This window comes from Peribacillus muralis, assembly GCF_001439925.1.
Classification (GTDB): Bacteria; Bacillota; Bacilli; order Bacillales; family DSM-1321; genus Peribacillus; species Peribacillus muralis.
This window is the reverse complement of the sequence record NZ_LMBV01000001.1, coordinates 133,940-147,905: the sequence shown is the minus strand read 5'-3', so window position 1 is coordinate 147,905 and position 13,966 is coordinate 133,940. Positions and strand designations below refer to the sequence as shown.

The window sequence follows — 13,966 nt, the reverse complement described above, 5'->3', positions numbered from 1 at the left end:
TCTCCCCTTCCTATTGTAATACTGCCTTTTCTTCCAGTTCCTTCATGATGATAACACGGTTCACAGCGTTCAAATACGCTTTGGCGGATGCTTCGAGAACGTCCTGATCAAGACCGCGGCCGCTTGTTTCGACACCGTTATAATCAATTTTCACAAAAACCTGGGCAAGGGCGTCCATTCCACCGCCAACCGATTGGATTCGGTAGTCCTTCAAGTTTATTTCACAGCCTAAACATCTCTGTAGCGTATTATAAAGGGCCTCAACACTTCCTGCCCCCGTAGCTGCCTCCAAAATTACTTCATCAGCCCCTTTTTTCAACGTTACCGTCGCTGTCGCCGTCTGATGTGTACCGTGGGAAATCTGCAGCGATACGAGGTCATAGAAACTGATATCCGTCGCTTTTTCTTCAAGCACAAGTGCGACGATATCTTCATCTGTCATCGTCTTTTTATTATCAGCCAATTCCTTGAATTGAACGAACAATGAGTTCATTTCCTCATCCGTCACTGAAAAATTCAATTCTTGCAATCTCTCTTTGAAGGCATGTCGTCCTGAATGTTTGCCTAATACGAGTGAATTGGAGGATACCCCAACGAGTTCAGGCGATATGATTTCGTATGTCGTTTTTTCTTTTAACATGCCATCTTGATGAATGCCTGACTCATGTGCGTATGCATTGGCACCGACTATGGCTTTATTGGCAGGAACCTGCATGCCGGTCAGACGACTGACCAAATCACTGCTCCTTTTAATTTCATTCAATACAAGATCCGTTGTTGCTTGATAGAAATCTTTCCGGATGTACAATGCCATGGCCACTTCTTCAAGAGCTACGTTTCCGGCGCGTTCCCCTATGCCGTTGATCGTTCCTTCGACTTGTGTCGCCCCGCCTTCGATGGCAGCCAATGAATTGGCAGTTGCCATCCCAAGATCGTCATGGCAGTGGGCAGATAAGCTAACCTTACTAATAGAAGGAACATGTTCAAGGAGGTATCGGAAAATGTTGCCGTATTCGATAGGAGCGGCATAACCTACCGTGTCTGGGATATTGATGACCTTGGCACCAGCCTGTATGACCGCTTCGACGATTTCCGCCAAGTAGTCAAGCTCTGTTCGACTCGCATCTTCTGCTGACCACTGTACGATTGGAAAACGGGCTGCCCCATATTTGACCATCTCGACGGACTTTTCAATCACTTGCTGCTTCGTCATTTTCAACTTATATTCACGGTGTATCGGGGATGTGGCGATGAATGTGTGCAATCTTGGTTCCGCCCCGATTTTCAATGCATCCCAAGCCGCATCGATATCCCCTTTCACCGCACGCGCCAGCCCTGTAACAGAGCTGTTTTTAATTTTGCGCGCGATTTCCTGAACGGAATTGAAATCCCCCTTGGATGCTGCCGGAAAACCGGCTTCGATAATATCAACACCCAGCCTTTCAAGCTGATAGGCTATTTCAAGTTTTTCGGTAAAATTCAAGTTTACTCCTGCGGATTGCTCCCCATCTCGAAGCGTCGTTTCGAATATATTAATTTTTCGCAACGGCTACCACTTCTTTCTCTTTTTGTTGAGGTTTGACGAATGGCATCATTTTTCTTAATTCACGGCCCACCACTTCGATTTGATGTTGGTTTTCGCGATTATTGATAGCATTGAAGACTGGACGATTCGCTTGGTTTTCCAAGATCCATCCTTTAGCAAACTCGCCTTCTTGGATATCTTTCAAAATGGCTTTCATGGCCTCTTTCGTCGTTTCCGTCACAACGCGTGGTCCAGAAACGAAATCTCCCCATTGTGCTGTATCTGAGATTGAATAGCGCATGTTTTCCATTCCGCCCTCATACATAAGGTCGATGATCAATTTAAGTTCATGTAAACACTCGAAATAGGCGACTTCCGGTTGGTATCCAGCTTCTGTCAATGTTTCGAAACCGGCTTTTACAAGGGAAGTTAATCCGCCGCAAAGGACAGCCTGCTCTCCAAATAGATCCGTTTCCGTTTCTTCCTGGAATGTCGTTTCAAGTCCGCCAGCTCTTAATGAACCGATTCCCCTTGCGTACGCAAGCGCCAATTCCCTTGCTTCGCCCGTAACATTTTGGTAGATGGCAAACAATGCCGGTACCCCTGCACCTTGTTCATATGTACGGCGAACTAAATGTCCAGGACCTTTTGGCGCTACCAATAATACATCCACGTCTGCCGGCGGAACGATTTGATTGAAATGGACGTTGAATCCGTGCGCGAACATTAACGCTTGACCTGCACGCAATACCGGTTTGATTTCTTCTTGGTATACTTTAGGCTGCGTTTCATCCGGTAAAAGGTTCATGATTACATCTGCTTGTTCAGCTGCCTCTTTAACTGTGTAAACATTAAATCCGTCCTCTACCGCTTTATCGAATGATTTACCTTTCCTGATCCCGATGATCACTTCAACGCCGCTGTCACGTAGGTTTTGTGCGTGTGCGTGTCCTTGTGAACCGTATCCGATAACTGCTACCTTTTTATTGTTGAAAAAATTCTCGTTTGCTTCTGCGTTATAATATACTTTTGCCATAATGATTACATCTCCCTTTTCTCTTCTTTTTTTGTTTTATACGATGGTTGCACTTTTAGCATGTGCGATTTGCATGCCACGCGGGATGGCAGCCGTCCCTGTCCTTGCCAATTCTTTGATGCCATATGGCTTGATCAATTCAATGAAGGCTTCAATTTTCTCTGATTCCCCCGTGATTTGAACGGTCAGGCTATCTTTGCTGACATCGATTACGGATGCTCGAAACGGTTCGATCAATGCATAAATATCAGCTCGGGTCTGTGTCGTCACTAATATTTTAATTAACGCAAGCTCCCTCGCCACAATCGATTGATTCGTAATATCATTCACTTTCAACACTTCGATTTGCTTATTCAACTGCTTTGTGATTTGTTCAATGACTGCTTCGTCGTCCACATCGACCACGAAGGTCATTCTTGAAATGCCCTCCTGCTCGGATGGACCGACAGCCATGCTTTCAATGTTATAATTTCTTTTCGAGAACAAGTTCGTAATCCGATTCAGGACACCTGGCCGGTTGTTCACGGTGAGGCTAAGGATTCCTTTCATTATTAAACTCCTTCCATTTCATCAATCCCTTTTCCCTGCGCTACCATCGGAAAGACATTTTCGTTTTGCTTTACACGGAAATCGATTAACACGGGACCATCAGTCGCTAACGCTACATCGAGGCAGTTGCTCGCTTCTTCCTCCGTCGTCACTTTGTATCCCGGAATTCCGTATGCATCAGCCAATTTGACGAAGTCTGGATGTGATTGAAAAATACTATGCGAAAAACGCTTTTCATGAAAAAGTTCCTGCCACTGCCTCACCATTCCGAGCGCCCCATTATTGACGATGATGATTTTGATCGGCAAATTCCTTTCAGCAATGACCGAAAGTTCTTGAAGGCACATCTGGAACCCTCCATCCCCCGATATGGATAGCACCGTCGCTTTTGGGTCAGCCAATTGTGCTCCGAGAGCCGAAGGCAACCCGAAGCCCATCGTTCCCAGCCCCCCCGAGGTGACCCATGAATTCGGCTTGTTAAACGGATAGTATTGGGCTGCCCACATTTGATGCTGCCCGACATCCGTCGTAACAATCGCTTCACCATTCGTTTTTTCATGAAGCATTTGGATGACTCGCTGCGGTTTCAGCACACCCTCCTCATGTTCATAGCGCAATGGAAATTCTTCATTCCAATTCGTCAGCTGTGTAGTCCATTCACCAATAGCTGCCTTCCTGCCGTTTTGTGCAATCAGCTCCTTCAGCGCTTCCTTCGCACTGCCAACAACCGGAATCTTTGTCGGAACGTTTTTACCGATTTCCGCAGGGTCAATATCGATATGAGCTACCTCTGCAAGCTGGGCGAACTTGGCTAAGTTACCTGTCAAGCGATCATCGAACCTAGCACCGATATTAATTAATAAATCACATTTCGATAAGGCCATATTGGCTGCAAAACAACCATGCATACCGCCCATGCCGATAAAGAAAGGGTGATCGGCTGGAAATCCTCCCAGACCCAATAAAGTGTGGACGACAGGAATACCTTGCTGCTCGACATACTCCTTCAATAAATGGGATGCTTTTGCATGCAGGACACCTGCCCCAGCAAGGATGACCGGCCTTTTCGCTCCACTTACGGCCTCAACAAGCTTTCTGATTTGCAGGTAATTCGGCTTCGTCCTTGGCTGATAACCAGGGAGGTCCATTTCCGGTTCTGTTTCCATTGATGCCCCTTCTACAATCGCCATATCTTTAGGGATATCGATCAACACAGGTCCAGGCCTTCCGCTTGAAGCGATATAAAAGGCTTCTTTTATAATGCGCGGCAGGTCTTCCGGCTTTCTTACCTGATAGTTATGCTTAGTAATCGGGGTAGTGATTCCAAGTATATCGGCTTCCTGGAAGGCATCTGAACCAATTACACTTGTAGAGACCTGACCCGAAATAACGACAAGCGGCAAGGAGTCGATCATCGCATCCGCCAAACCGGTAACGATATTCGTTGCACCCGGGCCTGAAGTGACGATGACAACTCCCGGCTTGCCGGTGATTCTCGCGTACCCCTCCGCAGCATGGATGGCACCCTGTTCATGTCTTGTCAAGATATGAAATAGCCCCGAGCTATAAAGCTTGTCGTAAATCGGCAATACGGAACCGCCCGGATAACCAAAGATGACTTCAACCTCTTCCTTCTTCAATGCATCCATCAGAAATTCGGCACCACTATAATGCTTCTTGCCACTTTTCCGATCAGCTACCACTGATTTTTGTGTCATTTTGTAAAACCCTCCTTTGCTCATCTTTAAAAAAATTCTGAATTTTCAGCTTTTTAAGCATACAAAAAAAGCCTTCCCACCCCAAATCTACTTGCACTTTGCAAGTTAAAGGGGTGAAAAGGCTTGATGAGCCACTCCACGGTACCACCCTTTTTCGCATGAAATTCCATGCGCACTTCGAATAGCTTAAGCTATTCTCTGTTTTGGTAACGGGTACTGGTACGCACCCGTTCAGCCCTACTAGTCTGACGTTCAAGCTGAAACTCCAAGGTGAGTTCATCTTTCGGGACAATACCGGTTCTCAGCAACCCGGCTCTCTGTGAATGCCTTGTAAAAAAGACTACTTATCCTCTTCAATGTTTTACTCATTATTCAAATTTTTCAAGAAACTCTTATGTGTGATGTCTTGTATTTGTGATTATCTTACGCGTATTTCAGAGGGTAGTCAACAGGTTTTTAAGAATTTTTTGATAATTCCAAATTAAAAGATTTATTGTATACGCTTACAAACCTATCACTGCCACATTTTATATTAAAAAGAAATTTAAATTATTTTTTTAAAACTATGGGTATTACAGCTAAACACATAATCTGTTAAACGAAAAAAATGAATCCTTCAGGTAAATACGGGAAACTCCGTTATCCCCATATCGCCGCTTTCACGACCGGTTCATCCTTATCCCAGACAATCCGCTCCTATATCCAAAAGGCAATTTAAGGGCCATACTGCCCATCTCCCCGCTACATTGTGAATGCACGCATTCCAGGAGACGATTCACTTCTAAAAAACAAAAAGGCTGGACATACGAAGGTTCATGCATCCCACCTTCTTGCGTCCAACCCTTTCACTCATTTAGCCCAAACATCCAGGTATTTTGCCTGTTTTTCAAACTGTTTTAGAACGAAGGAACAGACCGGAACAATTTTCAAATTTTCCTCACGTGCAAACGCGACTACCTTTTCAAGAAGAGCACTTCCTACCTTCTGACCGCGAAGCTTGTCAGACACGACCGTATGGTCAACCGTAATTTCATGAATGTCCGATTTAAAAAATGTGATTTCTGCAAGCTTTTCACCATTTTCTTCAACAAAAAAAGAATTTTCACCTTTTTGGATATCCAACATCTGATGACCTCCTTTTAGATCTCTTTTATCATATCTCACAAAATGGAATTTAAACAAATGATAAAAACCCATTACCGAGAATGTAACGTTTCCTCACAAACAATAAACTGTTACTGCACCTTTTAAGAAATGAAAAACGGCGCGATGCTGCATAATGTGGTTCCTATCTCTCATTAGGCAGTATAACAGAGTGGTAAGGCAAATTTTCAGCATCACAATCATCATGATTTCATTCAGTTTTTCTGATCACCTCATTCTAATGGAAGATATTATTCCACAAACATGTAATAATATATAATATAGAAAGAACTAAAAAAACTGCCCTTAGAAAGGGCAGAATCAGGTTTTTATTAAAAATAAAAATATTAAACGATCGTCGCTAACAGAATGACCATCATACAGCATAAGGACGATGTTCGCACTGGAAGGCTGGAAGGTCCCTTCATGGATCTGCCGCCTCTTTTGCAGACAAGCGGAAGTTGCCGGCACTGTAACGATAAGGACTAGAACGCATGTGAACATGCCCATCAAATCAATTCAGGCACCAATGGTAAAATGCAGGCTCGTCGGGAGAAACCCGACACCAATGAACACAATCACCGTTCTTATGTCATCACCTTGCTTCACCACTTCAATCCACCTCATCCTTCACGCACTTAGTCTCCTACATCCCCCTATTCCTCCAAGTCGATCAAGCCTCGTCATTCAGTCATCTTTTAAGGAGTGAAAAGGCCCTGATCATCGATCCTATGAACATAAGCCCCGCACCGCCAAGCAATAAATAAATACAAAGTGTTTTATCAATAACATTCAAAGGATAAAGCAAGGCACCCAGTGCAATGAATGTCCCTATCCCCGTCATGACCCATCCTAGTTTTTTCATTTGCAACTCCTATAATCTATTATTTAGAGTAAAGGTTTTCTACGAAAAAGATAAACCCCTCAACAATAGCTTAAACCATTTAAAAATCAACAACAAGTGAACCTTGAAATTATACAAAAAAAAGAACCCTAAACGGCCCCTAATCGAAGAAATTCATATTCGTTACATGTCTTTATTATCTTTTTCCATATACTCTTTTATCTTCCTCTCCTCCCAAGCAGAAGTGAAGGTACCGTGGGCAAATGTCGTTATCCCATGAACCGAAATTCCGATTCCCCACCCTCCCAATGGATAAAGAAATCACCAATTGCCAGGATCAGTTACGGCATTAAGAACAAAAAGCATCACATTAACCAAAAGATAGACGGCTAAATGAATATAAAAGGCCTTAAGGTTTTCCACCCTTTTTTTTGCCCTTAAATATTTTTCTCCTTCTCCCATATATCTCCCCCCTGAATCTCCTTACCATAACAATACCCTATTTACCCATTTTTTTCATCTTTTCTCGGTAGGCGGTTCATCATGTTCAGAATCAAGGGAAAGAGTCATTTAAACAATATCAATCCTTTAAAGTCAGTCAGTCGGCTTTCTCCTTGTTATAGCCACGGTCTCCATACGGTTTAACTTTCTCCAACCAGGCTCCTTCAAGCTTTTGCAGCTCCCGTTTGACATCAAAGTAGCCTGTTTCCTTCGGCTTTAATACCTCCAGCACCTCAAAGGTAAACGCCTCTTTTCCGTATTGATTCCACTCTTCTTGCAGCTCTGTATTTGTGCTGGTTCCCATGGACAATTCGAACTGTTTCCCCTTCAACGTTTTTAAATTCCTGGTGCTGGCGATAAACACCTTATGATTGAGCTGGTTTTTAATTTGGTAAATTCCCGCTTCCACTTTCGTTTCTTTGAATAATTGCTTCAATTCTTTTTTACGATCCATCTTCCTTGCCTCCTATCATCATTTCTTCAGCCAATATTGACTGCCATCAGGCTTTCTATCCAAGAATCCATATTCTATTAAATATCTTCTCAATAGAACATGATCATCATAAACAGCAGCTAAGATTGTATTGATTTCTTTCTCCTCGTACTTCCGATCATTATCAAAATGGTTCGTAAGTTGTTGGAGGATGATTAGCCTCTGTTTTTCCTTTGGCGGGAAAGTCTTTAACGCATCCATGCTATCGTTACGGAAATATTTCTTTAAAATCGCCGTTTCTTCATCCTTTGTAACGTTGTAACGATCATCGACCATCCTTGCTTTATGATGAAGCGGAACGAATGCCGGCGCATGCTGATCTTTATCTTTCAATAGCTCCATCATCGCTAAAAACAACTTGGCCTGACGCTCCTTTTCCTTCAAGACAAAGCGATGATTCCGAATTGTCGAGGCACTGCCAATCCCCGTTTCCTCCTGTACCTCTGCATCATTCTTTCCTTGGTAAAAAAGGCGCAAAAGGCGATTTTGATGATCCGTAAGGCCCGTAAGTTTCTTATCAAGATCGATTAAGTATTCAAAAACGGAGCTGTGCGCTGTTTCAATATGAATTCTCATATACCTCTTCGCTTCATACAGAACTCCATCATCCGGGTATACGATTCCCTTTTGAACTGCAGTTCCGCACAGTAAACAAATATATTGATTCTCATCTTCGATATACCCTTGTTTCAGTTCATCCTGAGAGGCATTCCAAAACATTTCGGCGTTTTCCAAAAAGCAAACACTTCCTCATAAAGTTTATAATATAATAAACATAATATTAATTTGTTTGTAATTTGTCAATGTTTTTTCCTCACGACCATCTCTGTATAACTATGTACATGCAGTGAAATGAAATGCAAGGCGCGACACTCCTGCGGGAAGTGCGCGTCTACGTGAGACACCGCAGGCGCAATGCCGAAGAGGCTCACCGAACGTCCGCGGAAAGGAAGCGCCTGCAGTGCAATGGAACGGTCATTGTCCAATCTCACAAAACTGCGGGCAATTGAAATTGCAAATTAGTTTTTTCACGCACAGTGGAATGAAACGATCGAAGTACTGACTCTCCAATCTGTGGAGTGGAATGAAACGGAAAAGTATCAAAACCAAAAAAATCTGTAGACAAACTCCACTATCATTCGAGTTTGTCTACAGATTGGATCATATGAAACATTACACCCCTTAACGAATTAGCTAGGCACAAACTTAAGTATCCCTTCCAGATAAACACCTTGTTCTTTTCGCGTGCATTCTCTCAACTTAATTCTTCCTTCGTTTTCTAACTCCTTGGCTAGTTGGACTACTTTAGTTCCATCTTCGGCTATCTCGACTGAAAAGAAATTACCCCGAGTGGAAGTTTGAATGAACTTGAACAAACGATCTTTATTCATTTAAACAACTCCTTATTTATAACAAGTTCGACATAAAAGGTCATCCACCTGCGATATTTTGAAATAAAATACTTCTTACACGCATGCGAATATCCGCAACCCTCAATGGAGGAAGATCCAGCGTTTCTAATTTTAAAAACACTACGCGTTCAAAATGCGCTGCTTTCCTTAAATGAATGGTCAAAATATATTACTATCACTTACTATATTGATAGCTTTTCAGACCTATAAAAACATTAGTGATATACCATATATAGTCCCGGTTTTCGACATGAATTTTCATTTAAAATAAGTAAACTACAGACCTTTTCCTTATTTTTTGTTGAAATTTGTCAGATTATTTTATATAATCTAGGTGGTTGCAACCAATATAATCCTTAATTGGGAGGTAAATTACATTGAGAAAAAGTAAATTGATAGTAACAGGTCTTTTATCATTAGGCATTCTAGGATATGCAGGAACGGAAACACAAGCTCAGGAGGTACGTAGCTTCACTGGTTATAATGTTACTTACTCAGGAGCTGAGAAATTTGCACCAGATTCATTGAGAAAATCAAACACCAAAGGGGTTGTTAATCTATCCAACGATTCTGGTACTGCATGGATTACAGCAAATATGAAAAACTCTAACGGTGTTTTCAGGGGGGGAACAAATGTCCAAAGAGGAAAGAAAGCCACATTTACAACTGTGAAGGCCGAGGTAGGGTACAAGTACAAATTAGGGCTAAGAAAAACGAATAATACTGGTGGAGGGAAAGTGACGATTAAAGGTTCTTGGTCTGCAAGTGGAGGTTAACGTTAATTAACTAGAAAGTGTTGTCCGGGATTTCATTCTTGGGCAACACTCCTTTAAATCATCAATTAATGCTAGTAGAAACAGCGGAGGATATCGATGTTACTTAGTAAATTTAAAATTAGAAGTAGATATATGGCGTTAGCATCATTTTTGTTGTTTGGCGGATTAACCCTTTCCTGGGTGTTTGCTAGTTATTATTTTGAAATCATGACTATGGATTACAATGCACCTGATTTAGTAGGGACTAAAAAAGAAATCAGACACAGTTTTATAGCTGGCATTTCAAATTGGGAAGTATTTGTTGATTCATCGATGTTTCACCTAATTAATTTTATTCCCATCTTATTCATCTTACCTACGCTCGGGCTATTCACAGAAAAGCGAAGTTTATATGTTCTAGGGAGAAACCGATTTCCATTAATAAAGAAGACTGTTTATAGAGATGTAATACAATATACATTGTTATCAACGGTTACTGTTGTATCAACCTATTTGTTGTATTATTCGATAGGGGCAATCTTTGTTTATCGCAGTCTTGATGATATCGGAGGATTTGCTTCGATTTTACCTCACAATTTTTATAGCAACCATCCTTACCTCTTCTTTGTTTTTATGGTATGTACAATCTATTTATGTTTAGCATTTGTTTTCAGTTTGTTAGCTTGTGCATTGGTTTTATTATTAAATCGAGAGTATAAAGTAATTGTATCGGTATTAATCATCTATTTTTTGTACGGAAAACTAGGTGTTTACACTCAAAGTGTCTGGTTTGATATTTTTGCAAGCTTTACCGCATTTAATACCATGTATTCGACATTGGAAGCATTTATGCCATTGGTTCTATTATTTATCATTTCGATAATATTACTGATAGTCGGTGTAAACAAGACAGTTAAAAATCCTGAAAGTTAAAGGTCTAAAAAAGTGGCGATAAAAAACTATCCAATATTATTACTAACCGTCCTGATTTCTTCCGTTTCGTTAGCCTTTATTAACTATATCCAAGGCTATCAACATATCATGATTTATATGAGTGACTATAATGAATCGTTACAAGCTGAAGCGATCTTGGATCGGATATATGTTAATAAAGACTTTAACCAGATTGAACATATGGAAGGAAATAGTGTTCTCCATTTCATCAGTCCATATACGTTTTTTTTAGCTTCTATTTTTTGGGGTTCCATTTCTTTCCTCATGGTTAAGAAAACCTATCATCCATTTGTTTTTTCCCGGGTCAAACTGCAACGAGAAGCTTTAAGAATAATTAGAGGACCATACATCCTTCATGTAACGTTATTTGTATTTATATACGTTGCTTCCATTATTACGTTCGTTTTTGTTAATGGTGAATTGGAATTTGATGATCCTGGTTCGATCATAAAACAATTTTTATTTTTCATCTTTGCAAGCACGCTCATTTCCTTAGGACTTTCATCGATTATGTTTTACCTATACTTGAAATTCCAAGAAACGATCGCTTTATTGATTGTGTTCATACTCATTTCCGTATTATTTATCATGGATTTGCAACTAAAGAAAATCAGCGTTGTATTTATTAGTGGAGATGCTTATTTTGTTGGCGGGATGATTGTGGGGATATGTTTAATGATTCTTTCCCACCTATTACTACGGAACTTGAAATATAAAATTGCATAGGGGCCATAACATGATTAAAGTGAAAAATATTAATAAGAGCATAAAACATAACACCATTCTAAATAATATTTCCTTATCAATTAAGCCAGGAATTTGTGTAGGCTTTGTTGGCCCAAATGGATCAGGCAAAACGATGTTGTTAAAAGCCATTTGTGGATTTACGACAATTAATGATGGCGAGATTTGGGTTGAAGGCAAACCAATCCTTTTCAGTAAGAAATATATTGACAATGCCGGCATCATCATTGAACAGCCTCCATTCATAAACTACTTAACTGGTATGGAAAATTTGTCTATCTTAGCGAATATACAAAAAAAGATTACAAAAGAAGATATCGTTCAAACCTTAAATAAAGTGGGGCTGCTTCATGCAAAAGACAAAAAAGTGAAGGAATATTCCTTGGGCATGAAGCAACGATTGAGGATAGCACAAGCTATTATGGAGAGCCCGAATATTTTAGTCTTAGATGAACCTTTTAATGGATTGGATAAGAAATCCATTACCGAGATTCAAGAGCTGTTATTGGATTACAAGACGAATGGCGTCACGATTCTACTAACAAGCCATGATGATAGGCAAATAAATTATCTTTGTGACATAGTCTATGAATTGAATGGGGGCGAGCTCGTTGAATAAAATATACGCTTGTCTTATCTTGTGTGTACTATTACTAACAGCATGTTCGCCATATGGAATTACTGGAAACCCAGATCCACAAGATGCTAGTGATACCGAATCCACTCCTGAAGAAATAGCTGCTATGGAAAATCCTATAACTTTTTCAATAACAGTGGAGGAATTTGAAAAAGCGATAGTAAACAATGATAATCAAAGGCTCCTAATTAAAACAGAGTCAGGTTTTAATACAAAAGATAAAACAATTCAACTTACTTATGATTCAACAGACGAAAAGAAGAATCTAGCCGACCTTTTTTTATTCGTTGAGGAATCTAAAGAAGACTTTCCAACTATCGAAAAGAAATTTACGGCTGTTTTAGAGGTAATTTTCCAATCTTTGGAAGCATCCTATGATATAAGCGAATTGAAAGCTAATTTAAAAGGCAATGATTTCCTCGGTATGGATACAGATGATGTTTCCGTATCCATAACAAATAATAGTACAAATATTCAATTGGCTATCATTCCGAAATAGCGACATTTATCGTTTTGGCATTTGCTACGTCTAGACAACACAGGGATAAACTTCTCCATCAACTTTTTACTAAAATAAAAAACCACCCGAGAATGTTGATAAAACAACATTCTCGGGTGGTTTTTGCCTATACGCACTTGCACGCATACAGCTANNNCAGGAGAGATTCGAACTCCCGACCGACGCCTTAGAAGGGCGTTGCTCTATCCAGCTGAGCTACTGAGACATGATGCTATCCCCTATCAGCCAAACAACAGGCATATCAAAGGGCCTACACAGAATTAAATTTTCACTGTAATACTACACTATATAAATAGCAGGGATTAGTTAGAACAATTCTCTAACAAAGTCCTATTACCATGTATCAGAATACCCTAAAGCTTTAAAGTTTTCAAGTACTTATATACAATATGTTTGCTTTTTTTATCACATACATTATCTAAGACCCGATTTAAACATTACACAAAATACTAGTTTCTAATTCCGGTTGTATCCAGAAGACTATGCATTATGAAAAGCGTAGCACCACCTTTACCACGAATGTAAATTTTAAAGCGTGGGACGAAGAATTTCAAGAGCCAAAATAGGCACGATTTTAGCTCGCAGTTTACACCACGCAACGGTTGTGGAGATTCTTATCGTTTAAAGAATAATTTAGAGAAAGAAAACGAGTAATTTTGTACTTTCTTACAGAGGCAAACATTTATAAACGGACACAGCTTCTCAAAAATTATTGTAAGGACAAACTAAAAGTTTTATCAGAAGCAGGGGGGTGAAGGTACATATAAATATCCCTTAAGATTATCAGCAACTTCCTCTACATCCAAGTCAAGATACTGAATTGTAACAGCTCAACGCAAGGTTCGCTCCTTGCTTAATAGGAGAAATGCCTGTCTCATCCTCATCTTGTCTCCTCCGATATTTGTATCGGAGATAATAGAACCAGGCAGGGATATTGCATGCACGAGAAAAGGTATGCTTCCACAGTGTTATAACCTGTGTTAGCATACCTTTTCTNCAGGAGAGATTCGAACTCCCGACCGACGCCTTAGAAGGGCGTTGCTCTATCCAGCTGAGCTACTGAGACGTTTATGATATAAGTTGCGGTAAAACTTATGTATTACCTTAACTGTTCCCTTAGGACACTTCTTATTAT

Annotated in this window: 14 protein-coding genes, 1 tRNA gene, 2 pseudogenes and 1 other annotated feature; of the genes and pseudogenes, 6 read left to right on the top strand and 11 right to left on the bottom strand. The window is 40.4% G+C overall.

Translation table 11 applies throughout. The annotated features are described in order from the left end of the window. Positions 1-10 precede the first annotated feature (10 nt). From ASU00_RS00710 to ASU00_RS00670, 10 genes and pseudogenes are all read right to left on the bottom strand, one after another. The gene (locus ASU00_RS00710) at positions 11-1,546 is read right to left on the bottom strand and encodes a 2-isopropylmalate synthase (RefSeq protein ID WP_057911529.1); all 1,536 of its coding nucleotides are present in this window, start codon (positions 1,544-1,546) and stop codon (positions 11-13) included. Further along, positions 1,533-2,561, bottom strand: coding sequence for a ketol-acid reductoisomerase (gene ilvC / locus ASU00_RS00705; protein WP_057911528.1), 1,029 nt, complete (start codon positions 2,559-2,561; stop codon positions 1,533-1,535). Before ilvC ends, ASU00_RS00710 begins: the two co-directional genes overlap by 14 nt. A gap of 36 nt (positions 2,562-2,597) precedes the next feature. Continuing rightward, the gene (gene ilvN, locus ASU00_RS00700; protein WP_057911527.1) at positions 2,598-3,110 is read right to left on the bottom strand and encodes an acetolactate synthase small subunit; all 513 of its coding nucleotides are present in this window, start codon (positions 3,108-3,110) and stop codon (positions 2,598-2,600) included. Between the two features lie 2 nt (positions 3,111-3,112). Next, on the bottom strand, positions 3,113-4,828 hold the full coding sequence (ilvB, locus tag ASU00_RS00695) for an acetolactate synthase large subunit (RefSeq protein ID WP_057911526.1): 1,716 nt from the start codon (positions 4,826-4,828) through the stop codon (positions 3,113-3,115). 106 nt (positions 4,829-4,934) lie between these two features. Next, positions 4,935-5,194, bottom strand: a binding site (T-box leader). 483 nt (positions 5,195-5,677) lie between these two features. Further along, complete coding sequence (locus tag ASU00_RS00685) at positions 5,678-5,953, bottom strand: GNAT family N-acetyltransferase (protein ID WP_057911524.1); 276 nt, start codon at positions 5,951-5,953, stop codon at positions 5,678-5,680. A gap of 709 nt (positions 5,954-6,662) precedes the next feature. Beyond that, positions 6,663-6,836, bottom strand: coding sequence for a hypothetical protein (locus ASU00_RS25715; RefSeq protein ID WP_169792900.1), 174 nt, complete (start codon positions 6,834-6,836; stop codon positions 6,663-6,665). Positions 6,837-6,998: 162 nt separating this feature from the next. Continuing rightward, positions 6,999-7,277: pseudogene (locus ASU00_RS24940) on the bottom strand (2TM domain-containing protein). Positions 7,278-7,413: 136 nt separating this feature from the next. Beyond that, complete coding sequence (locus tag ASU00_RS00680) at positions 7,414-7,770, bottom strand: GIY-YIG nuclease family protein (RefSeq protein ID WP_057911523.1); 357 nt, start codon at positions 7,768-7,770, stop codon at positions 7,414-7,416. An 18-nt stretch (positions 7,771-7,788) separates the two neighbouring features. Next, the gene (locus ASU00_RS00675; RefSeq protein ID WP_057911522.1) at positions 7,789-8,544 is read right to left on the bottom strand and encodes a DUF2087 domain-containing protein; all 756 of its coding nucleotides are present in this window, start codon (positions 8,542-8,544) and stop codon (positions 7,789-7,791) included. A gap of 455 nt (positions 8,545-8,999) precedes the next feature. Further along, a complete protein-coding gene (locus ASU00_RS00670; protein ID WP_057911521.1) occupies positions 9,000-9,200 on the bottom strand; it encodes a hypothetical protein in 201 nt (66 codons plus the stop codon). A 398-nt stretch (positions 9,201-9,598) separates the two neighbouring features. Here ASU00_RS00670 and ASU00_RS00665 point away from each other — a divergent pair, with 398 nt between their 5' ends. From ASU00_RS00665 to ASU00_RS27055, 6 genes and pseudogenes are all read left to right on the top strand, one after another. Next, positions 9,599-9,997, top strand: coding sequence for a hypothetical protein (locus tag ASU00_RS00665; protein ID WP_057911520.1), 399 nt, complete (start codon positions 9,599-9,601; stop codon positions 9,995-9,997). Between the two features lie 96 nt (positions 9,998-10,093). Beyond that, positions 10,094-10,909 (top strand): hypothetical protein, encoded by an 816-nt coding sequence (locus ASU00_RS00660; protein ID WP_057911519.1) that lies wholly within the window; start codon positions 10,094-10,096, stop codon positions 10,907-10,909. 12 nt (positions 10,910-10,921) lie between these two features. Next, a complete protein-coding gene (locus tag ASU00_RS00655; RefSeq protein ID WP_057911518.1) occupies positions 10,922-11,656 on the top strand; it encodes a hypothetical protein in 735 nt (244 codons plus the stop codon). A 10-nt stretch (positions 11,657-11,666) separates the two neighbouring features. Further along, positions 11,667-12,293, top strand: a complete 627-nt coding sequence (locus tag ASU00_RS00650; RefSeq protein ID WP_057911517.1) for an ABC transporter ATP-binding protein — start codon at positions 11,667-11,669, stop codon at positions 12,291-12,293. Next, positions 12,286-12,810, top strand: coding sequence for a hypothetical protein (locus ASU00_RS00645; protein ID WP_057911516.1), 525 nt, complete (start codon positions 12,286-12,288; stop codon positions 12,808-12,810). Before ASU00_RS00650 ends, ASU00_RS00645 begins: the two co-directional genes overlap by 8 nt. Positions 12,811-13,313: 503 nt before the next feature. Continuing rightward, positions 13,314-13,485: pseudogene (locus ASU00_RS27055) on the top strand (ATP-binding protein); the annotation flags it as partial. A gap of 338 nt (positions 13,486-13,823) precedes the next feature. Here the strand turns inward: ASU00_RS27055 and ASU00_RS00635 are convergent. Continuing rightward, a tRNA-Arg gene (locus tag ASU00_RS00635) sits at positions 13,824-13,896 on the bottom strand. Positions 13,897-13,966: the final 70 nt, after the last annotated feature.